This window comes from Streptomyces caeni, assembly GCF_042678285.1.
Classification (GTDB): domain Bacteria; phylum Actinomycetota; class Actinomycetes; order Streptomycetales; family Streptomycetaceae; genus Streptomyces; species Streptomyces caeni.
In genome coordinates, this window is record NZ_JBHUDX010000079.1 from 47,674 (window position 1) to 68,833 (window position 21,160).

Consider the following 21,160-nt stretch of genomic DNA (forward strand, 5'->3'; position numbering starts at 1 on the left):
CCCCGGCCGCCACCGCGGCGGCGGCCATCGGCCGGCCCGCCCGGGACACGGGCACTGCGACGGCCGTGCGCTCGGCGACCGCGCCGATGGTCGAGCAGGTGCACAGCACGGCGCCGGCGCCCGCCGCGGCCGCCTCGCCGAGGAGGCGCCGGACGTCGCCGGCCACGGCCGCGGGGCCCTGCTCACGCGCCCGGTCCAGCAGTTCCTCGGCCACCAGGTGCCGCAGCCCGAGCCCCGGATGGGCGTCGTCGCGCAGGGCCTCGAAGACGGGGATGTGAAGGGGCGAGGTGTGCAGCAGGGCGAGCGTGCCCTCGGGCGGGTATGCCGAGGCGGTCATCGGACGCGTTCGTCCCGTCGGGTCAGACCCCGACGGCCTGCGGGCTGCGCTTCTGGTCCGACCCCGGCACCGGCGCGGACGGGTCGCCTCCGAGGGCCACGATCCGGTTGTCGGCGTCCACGTGCACCACCCGCGGCTTCAGGGACCGTGCCTCGGCCTCGGAGACCTGGGCGTAACTGATGATGATCACCAGATCGCCGGGTTCGACGAGATGGGCCGCGGCCCCGTTGATGCCGATGACGCCGGATCCGCGCTCCCCCTCGATGACGTAGGTCTCCAGGCGGGCGCCGTTGGTGATGTCCACGATGTGGACAAGCTCGCCGGGCAGCAGATCGGCGGCGTCAAGGAGATCCGCGTCGATGGTCACGGATCCGACGTAGTGCAGGTCGGCCTGGGTGACGGTGGCACGGTGGATCTTGGACTTGAACAGAGTACGCAGCACTTTGGACTCCTGGAAGACGGCTCCCTGCCTGCTTTTTGCAGGTCAAGGGCGGTGTCGACTGTACACCGGAACACGCCGGTCGAGAATTGTGAGGAACATCGCTCCGCTCGGGCGAGACGGCTTCACGCCTGGGCTTTCGCGCCGCACCGGCGCCTGTTCAAGCAATCCTCCAGGAAAGGCCGGCGGCTCATGCTGACCGGATGCTGACTTGCCTGACGACACTTCAGGTAGACAGGCGCTGCCTCGAGCACTGGGCCATCCTCGGCACCGGGCCCCGAAAATGTTCAAGCCACCCCGCCGCCTCGCGCCACCAGGTACCGGTGTCTGACTGCCCGTGTAGAACTGGCGCTCTCGGAGAGCACACGGGAGGACCTTGCTCAGTAGCAGGCAGACGAGGCACGGGTACGGCGGCTGCGGTTCTTGCGCACGAACCTGTACGAGCAGCCTGACCTCTTCGTGCCCGACCGGATCGAGCGGCAGGGCGATTGGCCGGGCGCTGCGCAGATTGCCGAAACTCGTTCAGTCAGGCCGGGAGGAGTGGTGATCAGCGTGGAGGACTGGGCGGAGCTCCGCCGGCTTCACCGGGCCGAGCGGATGCCGGTGCGGGCGACCGCGAGGAAGCCGGGGATCTCGAGAAACACCGTCTGCAGGGCGATCGCGGACGACGCGCCGCCGAAGTACCAGCGGGCGCCGAAGGGCTCGATCGTGGACGCGGTCGAGCCGCAGATCCGTGAACCGCTCGAGCAGTGGCCCGATATGCCGGCGACGGTGATCGTTGAGCGGATCGGCTGGGACCGCAGCCTGACCGTGCTCAAGGACCGGGTCCGAGATCTGCGGCCGGCCTATCGGCCCGCGGATCCGGCTTCGCGGACAGTCTTTGGGAGCGGGAGCGGGATGCAGTGTTTGACCGTTACCTCAGCCCAGCTTCGCCGTGAGTCCACTGCGGGGCATCGCTCAGCTGCCCCGCGCGATGCCCCCTTCTCAGGCGTTCTCGTCATGGATCCGCGCACCCAGATCCTCCGCCCACTCCAGTGCCCACGCCTTGAGTTCGTCGATCTGGCGGGAGGTGAGCCCATACGCGGTGTAGTCCTCATCCTCGTACCACTCCGCGCCAATGAGCCTGTCCCGGAGGTCTTCAAGGCTGAACTCGTCGTGGGCACGACGGCGGCCCAGGGATTCGAGGTCGGCGGTGGAGCGGTGGCGGGAGGCAGCTTGGACGTCGATGAGGTCGCGGACGGTGCCGCGGTCGGCGAGGGCACGGACCTTGGTGCCGATCACGTCGTCGAGGGAAAGAACGGGGCCGTAGGGGGTCTGGGCGGGCGGAGCCCAGAACGCCTCCTTGAGGACGTCGACCTCGCACTCCTCGCCGGTGTCCGGATCGGTGACGAGGAACCGGCCGCTGAGCGGATCGGTCTGGACGTGCGTGGTACGCCATCCGCGCGCGCTGAGGCCCGCTGTGAGTGAGGCGATGATCTCCTGCATCGGAGCGGGGTTCTCGGTGGCGACGTCGAGGTCACGGCTGAAGCGTTCGACCAGGCCGTGGGCCTGCACGGCATATCCGCCGGTAAGGACCAGGGGGTAGGGGGAGCCGAGGTCGAGGATGTCGGCGAGGAGACGCTCGTGGAGCGGAGTGAGCTTCACGCGGCGGCCGTGTCGGCCGGAGCGGTGCGGAGCAGCTCGGGGAAGGCGTCCTCCCAGACCTCGCGGATGTAGGGACTGATCAAGCGCCGCAGCACGGGCCACTGATCCGCGAGCAGCCGGTGGTGCAGGAGGGCCACCAGGTCCTCACTCAGTCCTTCGGCGAGGACGGTCCGGTAGAGCGTCATGCGGGACTTCGGACGGTCCAGGCTGTAGCTCGTCCGCCCGGACCAGACGATGTGGAGCGGCAGGTCCACATTGCCCTCGACGGGGCCGGCCAGCTCATGCAAGCGCTCGGGCAGTCGGCTGCGGTAGCGGTCCCGCAGTACCTCGGCGCGGGGGGCGGTGATCGTCGAGTCCATGCATCCAGTATCGCTGCTGGGAGGCGGCGGCATGGCGGAAACGGAGCTCCCCTGCCGTATGTACGGGTCGGGCGCCGCCCGCCCCTCCCTCGGACGCTCATCATGGCCTACCCGTACAACCCCAGGTGGCGTAGCAACCAGCTGCCCTGCCGACCTAGGACCAGCACCGCTCGCGGGCGCGGGTGATCGTGGCACAGCAGGTCACGCGGAGGACCGCCGCGATGGAGTCGGCTGCGGCTTCCGTCTCGGCGTAGGGAATGACGACGGTCCCGAGGAGGCCCATGGCGCCGGCGCAGTGGACGAGAGGGGACCCGGCGGGCGACGGTCAGGGCATCCCGCGGGTAGCGGGACCGGTCTGCCGCCCGCGCCGACGGCCTGATGCCCTGCTCGCAGACCGCGGCTGCGACCATGACAAGTACCGCCGCCTGGTGCGGGCTCTCGGCATCACACCGGTGATCGCCGAGCGTGGCGAGGACCACGGCAGTGGCCTGGACGTCATCCGGTGGGTGGTCGAGCGCACGATCGCCTCCCTTTTCGGCACGACTTCCAGATAATCCGTTTCTCCGGTCCTCCCTGCCGCGCATGTCGCGTTCCCCTGTCGGAGAAGGAAACGGGAAACAGCATCGATCGTCTTGTCCGCCCCGGCCAGACTGCCGCACGCTACGTGCAGCGCCGACTCGGCCGATGGCGGGAGGGGTTGGAGGTTTCCGTGCCACAGCCGTCCACCGGGTTCGGCGAGGAGTTGAGGAAGCGGCGTCTGGAAGCAGGGCTCAGCCTCACCGCCCTGTCCGGCTCCGTGCACTACAGCAAGGTGCAGTTGAGCAAGGTGGAACGGGGCCTGAAGGCCCCCAGCCGTGATCTCGCCCGCCTGTGTGACGCCGCCCTCGGGGCCGGCGGGGCCCTGCTGTCCCTGCTCGCACCAGAGACCACCGACCCGCCCGTCGATCCGGCGCCGGGCTTTGTCCACGAGGAGGACTGGATCATGCAGTTGTCGCCGGACGGCCCGAACACCTTCCAGCCCTTAAGTCGACGGGATGCCATAGGCGCGGGTGCCGCTTCGCTGATGGCGTGGCGGTCCGACAGCGCGGGCCCGGCCTCGCCAGTCGCGGGCGCGGACATGGTGGAAGCCTCCCGCTCGCTGTTCACCCACTACCGCAGACTCGGCCAGACGGTGGCGCCCGGTCTACTCCTGCCCGTTCTGATCGCACAGACCCATACCCTGCGGGAACTGTCCGCCCACTGTGACAGCGGCACCCGTCGCCACCTGCTGGCCCTTGGGTCCCGGTACGCCGAATACGTCGGCTGGCTGGTGCAGGAGACCGGGGACGAGCGGGCGGCTCTGTGGTGGACGCAGCGCGCGGTCGATCTGGCGGCCGCCGGCGGCGACCGGGCACTGGCGGGTTACGCGCTGGTCCGCCGGGCCCTGATCACGCTGTACCGGGACGACGCCGAGCAGACAGTCGCTCTGGCCCGTCGCGCACAGAGCAGGGCCCTGCCCCCGCGGATACGCGGGCTCGCTGCACAGCGCGAAGCCCAGGGCCACGCCCTGGCGGGTGACCGCCGGGCTTGTCTCGACGCGCTGGACCGCACGCGTGCGCTTCTTTCTCTCCAGGACGAAGGGACCGACGAGCCGGTGATCGGCACCATGCACCTTCCCGATCCGGTCGGCATGGTCACCGGCTGGTGCCTGGTCGATCTCGGACAGCCGCGGGAGGCGAGCGAGGAACTGGACCGACAACTCGCCCTGGTCGGCGAGGACGCGGTTCGTACCCAGGTCAGGTACGGCGTCCGCCGCGCACTCGCCTACGCGTCGGCCGGCGAGATCGACCACGCCTGCGACCTGGCGGCGCCCCTGCTCGACGGAGTGGAGGCCGTGGGTTCCGCCACGGTCACGACCGACCTGAGACGGCTCGCCCGCGCCCTGGCGCGCCACGCGAACCATTCCTCCGTACGCCGGCTGGGACCGCGACTCGGCACGTTGTCGCGCCCCTCCACCATCTGAAGGAGTCACTGGCATGCCCCACGTGTTCATCAACTACCGCACCGGCGACGGCGAGCGGACCGCGGCCCTCCTCGACCAGGAGCTGTCACGTCGCTTCGGCCAGGACTGCGTCTTCCGCGCGTCCAGGTCCATCACCCCAGGGGAGGCCTACCCCGAGGTTCTCCTGACCGCGTTACGCCACAGCTGCGTGCTGCTGGCCGTCATAGGACCGGACTGGGCGAACTTCCGCAGTCGGTTGCAAGATCCCGACGACTGGGTGCGCAAGGAGATCGAGGCCGCTTTCGAGTGCGGGCTCATCGTCGTTCCCGTGCTGGACGGCCGCAAGACCGACCGGCTGAACAAAGCGGCCATGCCCCCTGAGCTGGCGCGGCTCGCCGATCTGCAGTCCGTACCGTTCGACAGCACCCACGACACCGAGGCCGGCATCCGGCGTATCGGCGATCTGGTCGCCGAGCTGGTGCCCGAGCTGCGGGACCTGATCGAGCCCGGCGAGCCGTCGCCGACGTCGACCAGCGTGCACAACTCGATCGGGGACGTGAGTGGAACGTCCGTCCAAGCGGGCGACTTCAGCGGTGACGTCGGCGGCACGATCGTGAAGAACTCCCACGGCACGGTCCACACGGGCAGCGGCAGCATCTACAACAACTCACGCCATGTGTCGGGCGACCGCTACATCTCGGGCACCGGGACGACGTACACCGAGGGCGACCACCACGGGGACGTCCACCAGCGGTTCGGGGAGCCGGAGCGGCCCCAGGGCGAACGACGGTGAGCACAGAACACACCACCCGGGTCGAGAGCACGCGGGGCGTCACGCACACGGGCGACGGCCACATCTACGTCAACCTCGGCTCCGCTGCCCACGAACCCCGAAAGCCGGTCTTCCGGCAGCTTCCCGATGACCAACTGCGCTGGACCCGGGGGGTGTTAGTCGCTCCGGTCAACATGGGAAGGGCACGCGACACGCTCGAGGAGAGGGGCACCGTCATCCTCGACGGTGCTCCCGGCAGCGGCCGCTCGGCCACGGCTCGCGTACTGTTGCGCGAACACCACCGTCCCGGCGGTGCCTTCCGCGAACTCCTGCCCGCCGAGCGGGACGAGCTGCCGCTGTACGACCCGGCTTTCGTCGACCCGGGCGACCGGCTGCTGCTCGACCTGTCCACCGCGGAGGCCGGTCTGTGGCATGCGGCCCGGGGCGGCCTTCCCGCCCTGCGCCAGACGGTGCGCGAGCGGCGGGCCCATCTCGTCGTCGTCATGCCGCACGAAGGGGCTCTCGATCCCGACCTGCAGCACTTCCGTGTCGAGATCGAACCGCCAGCTTTCCCCATGGAGGTTCTCAGACGACACCTGCGCGCCCACGGCGTGCCGTGCGAGCAGTTTCTCCGGAACGACGTCACTGTCGACGAGTTCCTGAGCGAACGCAAACCCATGCGGGAGATCGCCGACTTCGCCGACCGCATACGCCGTGCCCGCGAAACGGCCGGACCCGGCGAGGGATTCCCCGAGTGGTGCGCGGCCGCGAAACGTGCGCGCGCCGGGCGCCGCGCCGAAGTCGCCGACCGCGTCGCCGGTTTGCACGATGCCTCCCAACGCGCCCTGATGGTCGCCGTGTCCATGCTCCACGGCGCGCACGCCGACGTCGTCCACCGGGCATCCGCACTTCTGCTGAGCACGGTCGGGGCCCCCGAGGAGGAGACTCCGCTCCTCCAGCGCAAGGACCTCGCCCAGCGGCTGTCGGAAATCTCGGCCCGCCCCGGGCCGGACGGTCGCGTGCGGTTCACCGAGTTGGACTACGACTCCGCCGTCCGCGCCCACTTCTGGGACCACATGCCCGACCTGCGGCCGCACCTCGGCGCGTGGGCCGCGCGGGTCGTCGAGTCGAGCGACCCGTATCTCGTGCCGGACGTCCGCGACGGCCTGGTGGCCCGGCTGGCGGGTGAGTATCTGCGAACCGGGCGGCCCGACGCGCTCGCCGCGCTCGCCGAACGGTGGAGCGCACAGGGAGCGGGCAGAGCCCGGTCGGAGGCCGCGGTCCAGGCGCTCACCTGCGGTCTCGCGGACCCCGCCCATGGCAGGGACTTCCGCGAGCGGATCTACCAGTGGTGCGCGTACCGCCGGCTGACCGGTGAGTTCGCCCAGGTGCTGGTCCAGGTCTGCGCCGACGTCCTCGCGCTGGACCATCCGGATCACGCCCTGATCCGGCTGCACCATCTCGCCCGGCGTGAGCGCGGCACGGCCCATGCGCTGCAGGCCCTGTGCCACCTGGTGGCCGGCAGCCGACGGCTACGCCGAAGGCTGCTCGACCGGCTGGCACGCGGCGACCTCGCACCGACCGACCCGGCCATCTTTCTGCGCGTCAGCGATCCGGAGCCGCTCACGGACCGCTCCGTCACCACTCGCGCCCTGGTCGACGAGGACGGGGTACGACGCTCGCTGATCACGTGCTGGCGTGCCGTGCTGACCCACGCGGTGTCGCGGCCGGAAGGCCGACGCGTGGCACCACGGGCAGAGATACAGAGCTGGCTGCACTGGGCGGCCGAGGGCGCCGGTGACCGGGGGGAGGTCCTCCTCGACCTGCTGGTCGCTGCCGCCGACCGATGCGGGGAGGACCGGGGCGCGGCGTTCGCCGCGTTGTACGCGTCCGCACGCCAGGCGGAGTTCACTTCTCCGGGCGCCGGCGCCCACTCCACCGAGACGACCGATCTGTTGCTCCACAAAATCGGCGTGGCACAGAACCTCGGTCCTGCCGCCCCGTCTGCATCGGCCAGAAGGGGGCGATCATGACGACCGCACGCAAGACGACGACCGTGTTCCTCACTGTTATGTGCGGCCTGCTGCTGACCATCGTCGGCCTGGTGCAGCGATGGCCCGGCTGGACCTGGCCGGCGCTGGCCGCGCTTCTTCTCGTGCTGCCCGCGGTGACCTTCCGGGTGGCCTCGCAGCGCCGCGGCCCGGTGCCGGTCAGCTTCGAGGAGCAGCTCACGGCTGCCCCGGTGGAGCGAACCGAGTACCGCGTCAACCGAGTCGCGCTCCCGAGCCTCTGGGACGACTACCACTTCGTCTTCTCAGCGACCGTACGGTGGTGCTTCGCCGACGGTCCGGGGCGCGCCACGGTCGTCAACCCGGCCGGCCTCGCCGTCGACGCGGTCCTCAGCCGGGCCCGCGCGATTACCGAGAAGCGGGAACCCGGCCACGCCTCGCTCCTTCAGCACGAACTCGGTGGCGCCCTCAGCCGCATGTGCCCGGATTCCACGGGCCACCTCCGGGCGATGGCGGAGGACATCAACCTCACGTTGCCCGACGAGGACCAGGAGCGTCTGGATCGGCTCGCCGGCGTGCGCAAGGACGAGGCGGTCTGGGAGCACCAGCGCAAGTACGAGCAGAGCAAGCGCCGGTATCTGGGCGAGGACGCCCTCAAGGACACCGGCAGCGCCGTCGTGTGGTGGCTCACCAGGAACGACGAGCACGTGGCCAAGACCGTGGCCGACCTCCCCTTGCTGGCGCAGCTGACCTCCGCTGCCAACGACGCCGACATCCCCGAGCGCCTGCTCGAGATGCTGCCGAACCGGCCAGGAGGACCCTGGACGCCGGACATCGGCACGGAGTCTGCCGATCTCCCAGCCCGTGAGCCCTCGGCTGCAGACCACCTGTCGGGGTTCTTCGAAGCTATGGGCTTCACGGAGGACGACGACCGGCGGGCGATGCTGGCCCGACAGTTCTCGCAGCTCGTCGAGCAGCACAACCGCCACGAGACAGCGGAGGACCTCCTACGCCGATTCGATCCGCCGAGACCTCTCGCTCCCGAGACCGGGGCGGAACCGGCGTCCGACCCCGGGCCGTCGACCGACACGGTCTGACCGTCGACCTGAAGATTTCATCCCTGCGCATCCAGGAGGACGCGATGGACGCAGAACTGGCCGCGATGGCGGCATCGGGGGCCACCACCCTGGTCTCCCTCATGGTCACCGATTCCTGGACTCACGCCCGCGCACTGATGAGCCGGTTCCTGGCACGTGCGGGCGCGGACACCGTCGCGATCACCGGCCTGGACGACGCGCGTGCGCGGCTGCTCCTCACGGGCACCGCGGCGGACGGGCGCGCCGCGTCCGGCATCGCGGCCGAGTGGCAGACTCGTCTCTGCGGGCTGGTGGAAGCCGGGGCGCTCACCGGCGAGGAACTGAGTGCTCTCGGGGCGTCGCTGCGCCGACTGGCGGCCGCAGCGGGCCGCCCAGCAACGGTGCACAACACCGTCTCCGGCGGCACCCAGCACGGCCCGATCGTCCAGGCCGGCAACGTCACCGGCCTGGCCTTCCCGCCGAATCCGTCCCCGCGCCGGGAATAGTCGCAGGGCAGGGCAGCAGGCCCCCTGCCGCGGTGCAGGTCAGCAAGCCGGACACCGTCCGGCCTGATGCTGACCTTTTGCTGACCTGGAGGCGGCAATCAGGGCTCTGAACTGCGGAAACACCCAAACGCTAGATCTTGGACTTGAACATGGTACGCAACATCGGGGTACTCCCACAAGTAGGCTCCCTGCCTGCGTTTTTGCAGGTCAAGGGCTGTTTCCACACCCTACAACGAGTCGCGCGCCCGGGCAGCTTTCCCTAGGTTTTTCAGGACCCACGCTGACCGACTGCCGACTTTTCTGACGGTGCATCAGAGGTCGGAAGGGGCACGCGGGGTCGCCCTCACGCCCCCGGGAGTGCCCCTCACGAACGGCCGCGATCAGCGTACGCAACGGCTCCCGAAGACTCTCGTGACGCTCACCACAGCAGGGCTCGACCACCCGACCACCAGGACGAACAAGATCCGTCATCTGATCCGGCGGCGCGCAACACAGCCGCACATCGCCGGTTAGCCAAACCGGCGTTTCCTCTGATCATTGATTCGCCCTCGCAGTGACGCTTGGCGGTGGAACGCGACGGGCGCCACCCACTCACAAGAAACCAATGTCGAGCCGAAGTCCCAATTGGCCCTCCGGCCGATGGCAAGGAGCAAGCCGATCTCGAAGCCACCCCACACTGCCGGCCAGGTCTCCCTCCGATCCATTCCGCCGGCCGATCGCCGCCTAGTGGAGCCTGTGAACCGCCATGGCGAAGACCTTCGACGTGGAGGTGCGGCTGCCCAGCATCGACTCGTACGCCGAGGTCAGCTCGGTGTCGAACGCACGCGACTACCAGGCACGGCGCGGCAACATCCGCTACCGGCCGCGCCAGGACAAGTCAGCCTTCGTCCACACGCTGAACGCATCGGGCCTGGCGACCAGCCGACTGCTGCCCGCAATCCTCGAACAGCATCAGCAGCCGGACGGCACGGTCGTCGTGCCGGACGTACTGCGCAAGTGGGTGATGCGGGACGTCCTGGCAGGGTCGAGAGGCAGCCGCTGATGTACCTGTAGAGGTCATCACACGCGGTGTCCCTTCGCGGACGCTCGCGCCGCAAAAGCCTGATCATCTGGCTTGTTCCAGCCGGTTGGGGTTCGTTATCCGTGCTTCTATTCCGAGGTGAACGACGAGAGCTCCGGGTCGTCCGGCAAGCGGTCAGGCCGTTCGGTCCGGCATCGAACTGAGGGCGACCTTGAGGAGTGCGTGCGAGTCCTCGCGCAAGTTCATCAGGGTGACTGCTATCCGGTGAACTGGCCGGAACGGCCTGGCGAGTGGCTATCACATGCGTCCTTGCTGGGATCCTGGATCGCGGAACTCGACGGCCGTCTCGTCGGCCATGTCAGCTTGTCTCGAAGCAGGGAAGGCGATCTGGCCGCTCAGTTATGGAGCGAGCGGCACGGCGTGAGGAGGGAGCTGGCCGCAGTTGTCAGCCGGCTGTTCGTCGCTCCTCAGGCCAGGGGACACGGAATCGGCGCACTTCTGATGAGCCGGGCCATGGAGGAAGCACAACGCCGTGGCCTGCATCCTGTGCTTGACGTCGTGACCGCGGATACGGCCGCGGTAGCCCTGTACGAGCGGCTGGGATGGGAACTGATGGCCACGGTCGAGCAACGATGGAGCCCGCATCAGACGGTGGCCATCCACTGTTATGCGGCGGCACCATGACGTTCACGCCGCGATGCAGTGGGTCACGGCCCCGTTGATCCGCGTACTCGTCGAACTGCTGGTCTGTCATCGGTCTCCCGTTCCCGCAGCGAGCATGTGTCTCTCCCCCGTCCTCGGATCCCCGGCTCAGGCGGGTGCGTCCGTCCGGCTGCGCCCGGTCAGACTGACGAGTACGGTCGCGTCCTCGCCGATCCGCCCGGCGGCCGCCCCGTTGCGTACCGCGGCGATCGTCGCCGCCGCGGCGTAGCACACGTCGAGGCCCTCGAGTTCCCGCAGCATCGTCCTCGCCTCGACCAGCTCCCGGCGTGAGGCCGAGCCGACGGCTCCCCCGGTCTCCGACGCGATGTCGTACAGGTACGGGTAGTACGGTGCGCCGTCCCCGAGAAGGATGGCTGTGGCCAGCTCCTCGGGCCGGTCGATCCGGTCGGCGGCGGTCAGTTCACGCCGGCCCTCCCGCCAGCCGGTGGCGGCGGGCGCGCACGACTCCTCCTGGACCATGAGGAACCGCGGCATCCGGTCGATCGCGCCGGTCAGCGGGTACTCGCGCATGCCCTTGTGAGCGGCGAGCAGTCCCATGCCGCTGCTGATGCCCTGGACGATCACGTCGGGCGTGCGGTCCATCTGGTCGAGGGCCTCCAGGTAGGCCAGCTCGAGCCCTTCGCCCCGCGCCCAGTTGAAGAACCCGGCGTCCAGGTGGAGCCCCTGTTCGGCGGCGAAGCGGCTGGCCTCCGCGGAGGCGTCCACGTAGGTGCCGGGAACCACGGTGAGCGAGGTCCTGGCGTGGTCGGGCACATCGTGGTTGGTGACGAAGTCCTCGCCGCAGAAGAAGTGGGCGCGCATCGCGGGGTCCCTGCGTACCGCGCGGGCGAGGGCGGTGGAGCTGTTGCCCGTGCTCGACCCGACGAACTCCTTGATCCCGAACTGCCGGAACACGGCCAGCACGACCGAGGCCAGTCAGTCCTTGGTGGTGCCGGTGGGCTGCCGCGACTCGTCCTTCGTCCAGAGGCCGGGCACGCCGATGGCGGCGCCGAGCCTCGGGGCCCGCCGGCAGGGCGTACGGCGTGTGATGCCGTCGTCCAGGAAGTCCGGCGAGCTCAGCCGAAGGAAGTCGAAGTACGCCCGCTCGGGGGATCCGTGGTCGCGGCGCGCCGCGACGCGGAGGGTGTGGCGCGGCTCCAGTGCCCCGGAGCAGTTCGGGCACCGGTACACCAGTGCCAGTTCGAGTTCGACGTCGCAGCGCAGGCAGGCAGGCAGGCAGGCGAGTTTGTACGTGCCTTTCGCGCCGCCCCTGCTCTTCTCGTCCTCCGGCACTGCGACGTCCCCATTCGTTCTCGTGGAACCGGATGCGATAGGTGTCGTGCGGGAAGGGAACGCGGGGGTCAGCCCGCGTGACCCTCGTCCGCTGTGGCGCCCCGGCCGTGCCAGGAGCGCCACAGCGCCGCGTACGGTCCGCCGGCCGCGACCAGCTCGTCGTGTGAGCCGAGTTCGACGATCCGGCCGTCTTCCACCACGGCGACGCGGTCGGCGTCGTGCGCGGTCTGCAGGCGGTGGGCGATGGCGATCACCCGTCGCGCGGCGACGAGGCCGCGGGGCAGGTCGTCGGCGCCCTCGATGAAGAACGACACGGGAACCAGGAGCGCGGCGACGTAGCCGTACACGGCGACCATCTCACCGACGGTGATCGTTCCGCCGGCGGCCATCCTGGCGCTGATCCAGGTGACGACGGCCAGGAAGATCACCGGCAGGCCGGCGCCGATGGCCTGGACCCAGCTGGTGAAGGAGGCGACCCGGTAGCCGTCGGCGAGGAGGGCCTGCGACCGTTCCCGGTACCGCTTGCCGAAGGCGGCCTTGCCGCCGATGCCGCACAGCACGCCGAGGCCGGAGACGATGTCGCCGGCGCGAGCCGTCAGTTCGCCCTGCCGTTCCCGGTAGGTGCCCTCGGCACCGTGCAGCTTGCCGAGGAGGGGACCGACCGCGAGGGCGAGCAGCGGGACGCCCAGCAGGACCACGCCGGCGAGGACGGTGGAGATGGTGAACAGCAGGACGGCGGTGGCCGAGTAGGCGACGACCGCGCCGACGCCGGGGCCGGTGATGGTGAGCGTCACGGCGATCCGCCCCATGTCGCCCGCCTGGAGGTGGGTGAGTTCACCGACGGAGACCTTGCGCGGCAGGGTGACGCCGAGCCTGGAGACCTGCCGGACGACGACCTGCGCCGTCCGGTAGGCCGCGTCCGTGCGGATGAGCGTCATGGTGCGGTGCCGCAGGATGCCGAGGGTGCGGTGATCGTCGTGTCCATGCTTCCAGGGTCGCTGCTGGAAGGCGGCGGCATGGCGGATACGGGGCGCCCTGACGTACGTACGGGTCGGGCGCCGCCCGCCCTTCCCTCGGACATCTCACTCAGTGGACGCTTAGCGCATCATGGCCTACCCGTGCAGCCCCCGGGTGGCGCGGCAACCGGCTGCCCTGCCGACCCAGGGCCAGCCCCGCTCGCGGGCGCGGTGATCACGACGCAGCAGGTCACGCGGAGAGCCGCCGCGGTGGAGTCGGCTGCGGCTTCGGTCTCGGTGTCGGGAATGACGACGGTGCCGAAGCCGAAGCCCATGGCGCCGGCGCAGTGTACGAGAAGGACACCGGGGCGGGCGAGGTCGCGGTAGCGGCCAGAGGGGGGCAAGCGGCATCCATGGGGCACGCCGCTTCGGTCCCGAACGCAGCCCATTCACTCAGGCCCCATGCCGCGGACGAGCTGTCGAGTCACGCAGCGAACCTCCCGAGCGGGAGCCGGGCACCTGTGTCCGGGTCCCTCGTCATGGCGGCCACCAGGTCAGCAAGCTGGGACGCTCCCGCACCCTTACCGGGTACGGAGTTGTCGGGCTGGAACGCCGCCTGTTCGATCTGAGCGCAAGGTCCGGCCTCTCCGGAGGGTTCGGCGACCGGCGCCTGGGGACTCGGAGGTGAGGACGCACTCGATCTGACCGGCCGGAGGTGCGGACATGGAGTGGTGGCTCTGGGCCATCGTGGCCGTGGTGGTGCTGGCCGTACTGCTCGTCTCAGCGCTCGTGACGCAGGGACGTCGTCGCAGCGGCGGAGTGATCGCGGGCGGTGGGCGTCGGTCGGGGAGGGATGGGAAAGGGATGGGCCGTGACTGAGTACATCAAGGCGAGCGAACTCGTGAAGCAGCCCGTGATCACCCTTGACGGTGAGGACGTCGCTCAGGTCAAGGACGTCGTCTTCGAGCCCGAGGACGGGAGCGTGCGTGGCTTCACCCTTGCCGGACGCGGGCTGCTCTCCGGCCCCATGAAGAAGACACTGCCCGCAGAGGGCGTTCATGGACTCGGGCAGGACGCGGTGATGATCCGCGACGAGAGGGCACTGGAAGGCGAGGACGAGACCTCGGAGGTGGCCGAGCGCGGCGGGGGTGACGTCATGGGGGCCATGGTGATGACCGCGAACGGCACACGGCTGGGCAAGTTGGTGGACGTGATCATCGAGGCGGGTGAGCGGCCGGCCGTGGCCGGCTACGAGGTGGAGTCCTCCGGTGGGCGGCACAGGCGGATGCTGCTGCCCGTGCCCCGGCCGGTGGGCGTCTCGGGAGACATCGTCGTCGTCCCTGACGCCGTGGCCGATTTCACGGCAGGTGACCTCGCAGGCTTCACCGAGGCCGCACGCGGGCTTCGTTCCCGGCTGGAGGAGGAATGATGCTGTTCACCCAGGCCAGTGGCCGCAGCGTTGTCGGCCTCACCACAGCGGAGGTTCTCGGCTCCGTGACCGCGCTCTCCGTGTCGCCGTCTCCCGCCCGGGTCACAGCACTGAAGCTCAAGGGACACAAGCACCGGGACCTGCTTCCGTGGCAGGAGATCGAGGCATTCGGCCCGGACGCCGTGACCGTGCGGGCCGGCGACAGCCTCCAGGACAGCAAGGAACCCCGGGAGGAGGCGTTCGACAGTCGCCACGACCCCATGGGCAAACCGGTGGTCACCGAGGCGGGCCGATGGGTGGGGAAGGTCACCGATGTCGAGTTCGACGAGACGACGGGCCGTGTACGGCGGCTGACGACGACCGATGAGGAACTCGCGGGCGAGCGTCTGGTGGGTGTTGGTGGGTATGCGGTGGTGGTCAGCGCCGCGTGAGCGTCGGCTCGGAGCAACCAGCGGCACCCGGGTGTCGCGGTCCGCACGTCCGGGACGCCCGGGCCGAAGGCTCCCTGGCCGGCCCGGCGAGGTGCAAGAACGAAGCGTCGGCAACCGTCGAGTCCGTTCCCCCCGGTCTCGGGTACCCGAGGCTTCGTCCCCCGATGGGTTCCGCCGAGCCGGGCACGGGACGCCATGATGCCAATGCGTGAGGCGTTCCGCTCGCAGCTGTGGCCCCTTCCGACGCTGGGAATCGTCGTCGCCGTCGCTGCCGGCGTCGCGTTGCCGGAACTGGACAAGAGCATCCGTCACGACATGCCCCAGCGGATCAGCGCCTTCCTGTTCAGCGGGGGTGCGCAAGCTGCGCGCAGCGTGCTCGAAACCATCGCCGGATCCCTGATCTCGGTGACGGCTCTGACGTTCTCCCTCACCGTGGTCGCGCTGCAACTGGCGAGCAGCCAGTTCTCGCCCCGACTGCTGCGTACGTTCTCCGCGGACCGCTACGTACAGGCGACGCTGACTCTGTTCCTGACGACATTCACGTATGCGCTCACCGTCCTGCGCACCGTACACGGAGGTCAGGACGAGCAGACGGAATTCGTTCCGCAGCTGTCCGTGTCCATGGCCTTCCTCCTGACCCTGGCGAGCGTCCTGTCCCTTGTACTGTTCCTGTCCCACCTGGCACGCGAACTGCGGGTGGAGATGATGCTGGTCGCGGTGCACCGGGAAGCCCAGCGGAGCATCGACCGGGTGCTCGGCCACCACGAGACCGCTGATGCCCATGCCGCACCACCGTCACCCCCCGACGGCGCTCTGCCCGTGCTCGCCTCCCGGTCGGGCTTCCTGACCGGCGTGGACGAAAAGGCGCTCTTGCAGGCGGCCGTCGATGCCGACGCCGTCGTTCTCATCGACCGACCGCCGGGAAGCTTCCTGATCGCGGGCACCCCCTGCGGCTACGCCTGGCGCCGCGGCGACACCTCCCTGCCCGCGCGCGGCCGGGAGGATTTCCGGCGATGCGTCGCCGACGCGATCATGACCGGCCCCGAACGCACCGACGAGCAGGACATCGCCTTCCCGCTCCGCCAGCTCACCGATGTCGCGGTCAAGGCGCTCTCCCCAGGGATCAACGATCCGGCCACCGCCGTCCACGCCCTCTCGTACACCTCAGCGCTGCTGTGTGCACTGGCAAGCCGCCGGCTCGGCCCTCGCCTGCTGCACGAGGACGAGCAGACGCTCCGCGTGATACTGAACCGTCCGTATCTGTCCGATCTCTTGCAGCTGGCCGTGAGCCAGCCCCTGCGTTACGGCGCCGCGGAGCCCGAGATACTCGCCCGCGTGTCGATGATGATGTGCGAGCTGGCCTGGACGGCGCCGCCCGGCCCACACTCCGGCCTCAGCACCCAACTCGAACGGCTGCGCGCCACGCTCGCAGCACAATCCTTCGTGCCCGAGGATCGTCACCGGATCAACCGGCTCATCCGGCAGGCAGAGCAGGCGATACAGCCTCATTGAGCACGCGACCGCCTGGCCCTTCCTGCGGCCGGTCGCACACTGTGCTGACCGCGTGTTGCACGCCGTCCACGGGGGCAGCCGCAGGCCCGCCCTTGCCGGCAGTGGACGGCAGTGGACGGCCGTGGACGGCAGTGGACGGCAGTGGACGGCAGTGGACGGCCGTCTTCAGGCTGAAGCGCGAGACGACGGAGCCGCTCTGCCACGAGGGTCGAGCCATGCAGCGCGGCAGGATATCTGACCGGTCGCCCTCAGCACGGGGGGGCCGGACACGGACGGCTGTCGGGCGGGCCTGGGTACCCCGAGTACAGGACAAGGGCCGACCCGCACCAGGGCCCCGCACATCCGGAGGAGAAGGCATGACGCGACCGTTTCGGCTGAGAGCCCGGGGCATCGGCAATGGCAGGTGCCACCACTGCGGCGCTGACACTCGCCCTGGCGGGACGCTCTGACAACAAGGTCACACCGTCGGAGGCAACGTCGGCCGTGGCCTCCGCAGCCTCAGAGGCAACGCAGCGACTTCGCGAGATCCGCGACGGGATCGTTGCCACCCACGACGCGCACGTGCAGCAGACACACCTCGACGACAGCGGTCACGCCGCCGCACGGATCACCGTCACCAACGGTGGGATGCACACCGACTCCTACGCCGTGCAGGCCGGCTTCCACGACAGGGACGGCGACCTCGTGGCCGTGGTGGTCGTGACGGTCTCGTCCGTCGAGCCGGGGGGCACCGCCCACGCAGACGCACGAAGCGATCGGGAGCTGCCTGCGAAGACAACCGCCGAAGTGGCCGAGGCCGTGCGCTACTGAACCGGCTCAGCATGCTACGTCGGCTGTGACCGGCCGAGGACGAAAAAGCGAACGCAGCCCCGGCGACAGCACCGGAGTGCCGAGGGTGCCGTCCGTGGCGCCGCGGACCGGGGCGGGTGCGCTGCCAGCGTCGTGCTCTGGAGAGACGTCCCCAGCGGTGTGCGGACCTTCACGGAAGAGAAGGAGGGGCCGAGCGCTGGGCGTGCAGTTCGTCGCGGAGTCGGCGGACCTCCTCCGTCAGGGCGGAGATCTCGCTGGTCGTCTGGGCCTCGGTGACGCGGAGTTCGGAGAACCGGTCCATGAACCACGACGCGAGGGTCGCGGTGACGAGGCCCGCGAGCGCGATCCCGCCGACCATCAGCGCGACGGCGATCAGGCGTCCCTCGGTGGTGGTGGGGTAGAGGTCGCCGTAACCGACGGTGGTGACCGTGGTCACCGACCACCACAGGGCGTCACCGAAAGTCGTGATCGAGGCGTCCGGGTTGCGCCGCTCGACATCGAGGATCGTCAGGCTGGAGAGGAACAGCAGCAGAGCCGTGCAGGCCGCCACGTAGGTGCCGAGACGCAGCCGTACCCGGCCCAGGGTGGAGGCGTTGCGCCGCACCACCATGAACACGATGGTCACCAGCCGCAGGGGGCGTAGCGGCGGCAGGATCAGGGTGGCCAGGTCGAACAGCCGTACCTTGACGAACTGCCACCGGCTGCCGGCCATGGCGAAGCGCAGAACGAACTCGACGGCCAGCAGCGCCCAGATGGCGAAGGTCACGGTTTCGGCCGCGTCACGCAAGTCGGGTGGCAGTTCCGGATCGAGGATGGGCACCGCATAAGCCGTGAGGTAGACCATCGCGAGGCCGATGAGCCAGCCGCCGGTGCGTTGCTCCCAGCGCCGAAGCCGATGGTCCCTTGTGGCAGGTGTGGCAGACATGGCACGCCATTGTGGCATTGGGTCCGATGCGGCGGTCACGGCGGCCTGCGCTCCGGCCCCGAAGGGACGGCGGAGGGCCCCGTGGCACGGGTCCGGGCACCCGGTCTGCCGACCCGTCGCTCGCCGGGCTCGGCGCCGGTGCCGTCGTGGTCCCGGTGCACGTCTCGGCGGAGGACGTCGCCGGCGTCGTGGGGGGAACTGACCTGGATCGGCGGCGAGCCCGGTGTCCGGGCGGATGCCGCGTGGGGAGAGCGCCCTTGAGCCGCCCCGCCGCACATGGCCGACGCCGGCCCGTGCAACGGGCTTCGAGGATGTTCGTGACCGTCGCCGCAGCGGGGCGCTCACCTGCTCCCGGCTCCCGGCTCCCGGCAAGGAGCGGGGCGAGCGCTGGCGGCAGTGGTCAGCGACCGGTGTCTTCTCGGCCCTCCTCGTCCGGGAGCCGGCGAAGCCTGAGCACGGCCGCCACCGCCGTGACCGCGCCCGCCAGTGCCAGCACCAGCAGGAGGGCCCGGTCGGAGACGGCGTCGCCGAGCCGCGCGGCGCCGTTCTCCCAGACCGCCTCCGTGTCGGCGTCGAGGAGGGGCGGCAGCGCGGACGTGCCGTCGAAGAGCAGGAACACCGCCCCCAGCACGACGAAGAGGGCTCCCCCGAGCAGTGAGGTGCTGTGCACGGTCAGCGGGCCCAGCCGCAGGGCGCGCCCCCTGAGCCAGCGCCGTCGTCCGAGTTCACAGCGGTCCCACAGCAGCGCCAGGACGAACATCGGCACGGCCATACCCAGCGCGTAGACGGCCAGCAGGAGACCGCCGTGCACCGGACTGCCGTCGAGCGCCGCGACGGTGAGCACGCCTCCGAGGATGGGACCGGCGCAGAAGCCCGCCAGACCGTAGACGGCTCCCAGGGCGAACACCGACAGGGCGGATCCCGTTCTGCGGGCGCCGGCCGCCTGCTGCAGGCGGCGGGATCCGAACCCGACCCCCAGGATCTGCGCCAGGCCCAGTGCGATCACCGTCCAGCCGCCCACCGTGACCAGCAGGTCGCGGTGCCCGTAGAACAGGCGGCTGGCGAAGGAGCCGGCCACGCCCAGCGGCACCAGCGTCGTGCACAGACCCGCGTAGAAGACGGCGGTGCGCAGTGACAGCCGGGTGCGGCTGGTGAAGGAGTACGCGAAGAATGCCGGCAGCAGCAGCGCGCTGCACGGGCTGAGCAAGGCCAGCAGTCCGCCGAGGAAGGCCGTCGCAACCGTGATCCCGCTCATCGCCGGGCTTCCCCGGCGGCCTCCTCGATGGCGGCGCTGAAGGTGCTCAGCGGCTGCGCGCCCAGGATGGGACGGGCGTTGACGAGGAAGGCAGGTGTGCTTGACACTCCCAGCGCGTAGCCCTCTTCCCGGTCCTTGCTGACCGCCGCGGCGGCGGCGTGCGACGTCATGTCGGCCTCGAAGCGGTCGAGATCCGCGACACCCGCCGACCGGGCCATCGCGCGCAGCCGGGAGGAGGAGAAATAGCCCTGGTTGCGGGGGCGTTCCTTGGCGTAGGCGATGTCGTGGAACTGCCAGAACCGTCCCTGCTGTCCCGCGGCCCAGGCCGCGCGGGCGGCCTGTTCCGATTCGGCGCCGAAGACGGGGAAGTTGCGCCACTCGATACGCAGCACGCCCTTGTCCACGTATCTGCGAACGAGTTCCGGCTTGGTCTCCCGCGCGAACTTGCCGCAGTAGGGGCACTGGAAGTCCTCGTAGGCGATCAGGACCACGGGGGCGTCGGGGCGGCCGAGGGCCAGCGGGTCGTGGGGGTCCCTGCGGGCGAGGGCGAGCAGTTCCTTCTGCTGTTCGTCGGGGGTCGCCTCGTCGGCGGGGGACGACACGACGACGACGGGCCGGCCCTGCGACCCCGGGTCGCCGGAACCGCCGCCGAAGGCGAGGAGCGTGGCGATGACAGCCGCCGCACCGCCGCCCGCGGCGATCCAGGTGAGGCGGCGGCGACGGGCACGCGAAGGGGAAGGCATGGCACCTCCAGGGTGAAGTGTGCGATGGAGAAGGAAGGCAAGAAGGAAGGCAGCCTGGTCAGGCAGCGGGCGGCACGGGGCAGGCCGACTCGGTGGACAGGCGCCGCAGCGCGGCCTCGGCCAGGAGAACGAGGGAGAGCACCGCGACCGCGGGCTGCAGGGGAGCCCAGTAGCTCAGCGCACCCGAGGTGCCCAGCAGGAGCAGGGCGGCCTTGTTGCAGACGGGGCAGCCGACGGCGAGGAAGGACAGCACCGCACCCACCGACCCGAGGGACCGTCCGGTCGCGTCGTCACCGTCCGGCGCCGACCGGGGCCGCACATAGGTGGCGAACACCACCGCCGACAGCAGGGCGCTGAGAACCAGCACGGGGTAGTTCCACCACACCGGCGGCACCGAGCGGGAGAACAGCGGGTTCGGTATGAGGTCTGTGGGCACGCCCAGGGCGAGGGCCGCCACAGGCGTGGCCGCCGTCACGGCGATCCACCGCAGACGGGGCCAGCGGCGCAGGGCGGCCCACGCCGCCCGTGGGGAACGGGAGGAAGGCAACGGAAACGCTCCGAATCGACGGGTAGGGGCAGGAACGCGCGGACACCGCACGCATACCTACTCGCGTCGTACGGAGAGTTCGGCGAGGTCTGGAGGAGACTCGGCCGGACCGCGGCGCAGGACATCCGCAGGCACGGGTGCCCGCGCCGGCGCCCTGTCGCCGGATTCCGCCGGAAGCGCGCGGGCGAGAGGGGCACCGATGCGCGGCTGCTGCTGCCCGGGTTGCGCCTTCTTCAGGCAGGGGGTGCCCGCCGCGTCGCCAGGCACCCCCTTACCGGGAGCGTCCAGCGCTTCGTGACACGCCGCGGCGTGAAGGGCGGCCGACGCCACGGGGTGCGCCGCCGCTGACGGCGCCGGAGAGGCTTTGGTGACGCAGAACAGTGCTGCCAGCAGGGTCAGCAACGCGAGAGCGG

22 protein-coding genes and 3 pseudogenes are annotated in these 21,160 nt (G+C 70.2%); 13 read left to right on the forward strand and 12 right to left on the reverse strand.

Annotated elements, in window-relative coordinates; genetic code table 11:
* Positions 1–337, reverse strand: a pseudogene (locus ACFSL4_RS25905) (arylsulfatase); the annotation flags it as partial.
* Between the two features lie 22 nt (positions 338–359).
* Positions 360–779, reverse strand: a complete 420-nt coding sequence (gene panD, locus ACFSL4_RS25910; RefSeq protein ID WP_381087598.1) for an aspartate 1-decarboxylase — start codon at positions 777–779, stop codon at positions 360–362.
* Positions 780–1,319: 540 nt separating this feature from the next.
* On the opposite strand from panD, the pseudogene ACFSL4_RS25915 reads away from it, so the two are divergent.
* Positions 1,320–1,682, forward strand: a pseudogene (locus ACFSL4_RS25915) (IS21 family transposase); the annotation flags it as partial.
* A 78-nt stretch (positions 1,683–1,760) separates the two neighbouring features.
* Here ACFSL4_RS25915 and ACFSL4_RS25920 read toward each other — a convergent pair.
* The 3 genes from ACFSL4_RS25920 to ACFSL4_RS25930 all read right to left on the reverse strand — a co-directional run bounded on the left by ACFSL4_RS25920 (position 1,761) and on the right by ACFSL4_RS25930 (position 3,062).
* Positions 1,761–2,420: a nucleotidyl transferase AbiEii/AbiGii toxin family protein gene (locus ACFSL4_RS25920; RefSeq protein ID WP_381087600.1), complete on the reverse strand. Its 660-nt coding sequence runs from the start codon at positions 2,418–2,420 to the stop codon at positions 1,761–1,763.
* Positions 2,417–2,779 carry a hypothetical protein gene (locus ACFSL4_RS25925; RefSeq protein WP_381087603.1) on the reverse strand — a complete coding sequence of 121 codons (363 nt, stop codon included), beginning with the start codon at positions 2,777–2,779 and terminating at the stop codon, positions 2,417–2,419. The genes ACFSL4_RS25920 and ACFSL4_RS25925 overlap by 4 nt, the downstream gene beginning before the upstream one ends.
* 154 nt (positions 2,780–2,933) lie before the next feature.
* Positions 2,934–3,062 carry a hypothetical protein gene (locus tag ACFSL4_RS25930; protein ID WP_381087606.1) on the reverse strand — a complete coding sequence of 43 codons (129 nt, stop codon included), beginning with the start codon at positions 3,060–3,062 and terminating at the stop codon, positions 2,934–2,936.
* On the opposite strand from ACFSL4_RS25930, the gene ACFSL4_RS25935 reads away from it, so the two are divergent.
* The 8 genes from ACFSL4_RS25935 (at position 3,061) to ACFSL4_RS25970 (ending at position 10,828) form a co-directional block, all read left to right on the forward strand.
* Positions 3,061–3,333, forward strand: a complete 273-nt coding sequence (locus ACFSL4_RS25935) for a hypothetical protein (protein WP_381087608.1) — start codon at positions 3,061–3,063, stop codon at positions 3,331–3,333. The two genes, ACFSL4_RS25930 and ACFSL4_RS25935, sit on opposite strands and share 2 nt — an antisense overlap.
* A 155-nt stretch (positions 3,334–3,488) precedes the next feature.
* Positions 3,489–4,781 (forward strand): helix-turn-helix domain-containing protein, encoded by a 1,293-nt coding sequence (locus tag ACFSL4_RS25940; protein WP_381087611.1) that lies wholly within the window; start codon positions 3,489–3,491, stop codon positions 4,779–4,781.
* A gap of 13 nt (positions 4,782–4,794) precedes the next feature.
* The gene (locus ACFSL4_RS25945; protein ID WP_381087614.1) at positions 4,795–5,553 is read left to right on the forward strand and encodes a toll/interleukin-1 receptor domain-containing protein; all 759 of its coding nucleotides are present in this window, start codon (positions 4,795–4,797) and stop codon (positions 5,551–5,553) included.
* A complete protein-coding gene (locus ACFSL4_RS25950; protein ID WP_381087617.1) occupies positions 5,550–7,565 on the forward strand; it encodes a hypothetical protein in 2,016 nt (671 codons plus the stop codon). Before ACFSL4_RS25945 ends, ACFSL4_RS25950 begins: the two co-directional genes overlap by 4 nt.
* A complete protein-coding gene (locus ACFSL4_RS25955; protein ID WP_381087620.1) occupies positions 7,562–8,638 on the forward strand; it encodes a hypothetical protein in 1,077 nt (358 codons plus the stop codon). The genes ACFSL4_RS25950 and ACFSL4_RS25955 overlap by 4 nt, the downstream gene beginning before the upstream one ends.
* Before the next feature lie 44 nt (positions 8,639–8,682).
* Positions 8,683–9,123 (forward strand): hypothetical protein, encoded by a 441-nt coding sequence (locus ACFSL4_RS25960; RefSeq protein WP_381087627.1) that lies wholly within the window; start codon positions 8,683–8,685, stop codon positions 9,121–9,123.
* A 745-nt stretch (positions 9,124–9,868) separates the two neighbouring features.
* On the forward strand, positions 9,869–10,165 hold the full coding sequence (locus tag ACFSL4_RS25965) for an aminoacyl--tRNA ligase-related protein (protein ID WP_381087630.1): 297 nt from the start codon (positions 9,869–9,871) through the stop codon (positions 10,163–10,165).
* A 117-nt stretch (positions 10,166–10,282) separates the two neighbouring features.
* On the forward strand, positions 10,283–10,828 hold the full coding sequence (locus ACFSL4_RS25970) for a GNAT family N-acetyltransferase (RefSeq protein WP_381087633.1): 546 nt from the start codon (positions 10,283–10,285) through the stop codon (positions 10,826–10,828).
* A 126-nt stretch (positions 10,829–10,954) separates the two neighbouring features.
* Here the strand turns inward: ACFSL4_RS25970 and ACFSL4_RS25975 are convergent, their stop codons facing one another.
* The 3 genes and pseudogenes from ACFSL4_RS25975 to ACFSL4_RS25985 all read right to left on the reverse strand — a co-directional run.
* Complete coding sequence (locus ACFSL4_RS25975) at positions 10,955–11,770, reverse strand: threonine synthase (RefSeq protein ID WP_381087636.1); 816 nt, start codon at positions 11,768–11,770, stop codon at positions 10,955–10,957.
* Positions 11,771–11,782: 12 nt separating this feature from the next.
* Complete coding sequence (locus ACFSL4_RS25980; protein WP_381087638.1) at positions 11,783–12,139, reverse strand: hypothetical protein; 357 nt, start codon at positions 12,137–12,139, stop codon at positions 11,783–11,785.
* Between the two features lie 242 nt (positions 12,140–12,381).
* A pseudogene (locus ACFSL4_RS25985) lies at positions 12,382–13,101 on the reverse strand (ABC transporter transmembrane domain-containing protein); the annotation flags it as partial.
* An 865-nt stretch (positions 13,102–13,966) separates the two neighbouring features.
* Between ACFSL4_RS25985 and ACFSL4_RS25990 the strand changes: the two are divergent.
* The 4 genes from ACFSL4_RS25990 (at position 13,967) to ACFSL4_RS26005 (ending at position 17,277) form a co-directional block, all read left to right on the forward strand.
* Positions 13,967–14,524: a PRC-barrel domain-containing protein gene (locus ACFSL4_RS25990; RefSeq protein WP_381087641.1), complete on the forward strand. Its 558-nt coding sequence runs from the start codon at positions 13,967–13,969 to the stop codon at positions 14,522–14,524.
* A complete protein-coding gene (locus ACFSL4_RS25995; RefSeq protein WP_381087643.1) occupies positions 14,521–14,955 on the forward strand; it encodes a PRC-barrel domain-containing protein in 435 nt (144 codons plus the stop codon). Before ACFSL4_RS25990 ends, ACFSL4_RS25995 begins: the two co-directional genes overlap by 4 nt.
* A gap of 204 nt (positions 14,956–15,159) precedes the next feature.
* Complete coding sequence (locus tag ACFSL4_RS26000) at positions 15,160–16,467, forward strand: DUF2254 domain-containing protein (RefSeq protein ID WP_381087646.1); 1,308 nt, start codon at positions 15,160–15,162, stop codon at positions 16,465–16,467.
* 561 nt (positions 16,468–17,028) lie between these two features.
* Positions 17,029–17,277, forward strand: a complete 249-nt coding sequence (locus tag ACFSL4_RS26005) for a hypothetical protein (RefSeq protein WP_381087649.1) — start codon at positions 17,029–17,031, stop codon at positions 17,275–17,277.
* 169 nt (positions 17,278–17,446) lie between these two features.
* Here ACFSL4_RS26005 and ACFSL4_RS26010 read toward each other — a convergent pair whose 3' ends face one another.
* The 4 genes from ACFSL4_RS26010 to ACFSL4_RS26025 all read right to left on the reverse strand — a co-directional run bounded on the left by ACFSL4_RS26010 (position 17,447) and on the right by ACFSL4_RS26025 (position 20,747).
* On the reverse strand, positions 17,447–18,202 hold the full coding sequence (locus ACFSL4_RS26010) for a potassium channel family protein (RefSeq protein WP_381087652.1): 756 nt from the start codon (positions 18,200–18,202) through the stop codon (positions 17,447–17,449).
* A gap of 400 nt (positions 18,203–18,602) precedes the next feature.
* Positions 18,603–19,457, reverse strand: coding sequence for a cytochrome c biogenesis CcdA family protein (locus tag ACFSL4_RS26015; protein WP_381087655.1), 855 nt, complete (start codon positions 19,455–19,457; stop codon positions 18,603–18,605).
* A complete protein-coding gene (locus ACFSL4_RS26020; RefSeq protein ID WP_381087658.1) occupies positions 19,454–20,200 on the reverse strand; it encodes a DsbA family protein in 747 nt (248 codons plus the stop codon). The genes ACFSL4_RS26015 and ACFSL4_RS26020 overlap by 4 nt, the downstream gene beginning before the upstream one ends.
* Before the next feature lie 58 nt (positions 20,201–20,258).
* Complete coding sequence (locus ACFSL4_RS26025) at positions 20,259–20,747, reverse strand: hypothetical protein (RefSeq protein WP_381087661.1); 489 nt, start codon at positions 20,745–20,747, stop codon at positions 20,259–20,261.
* Between the last annotated feature and the right edge of the window lie 413 nt (positions 20,748–21,160).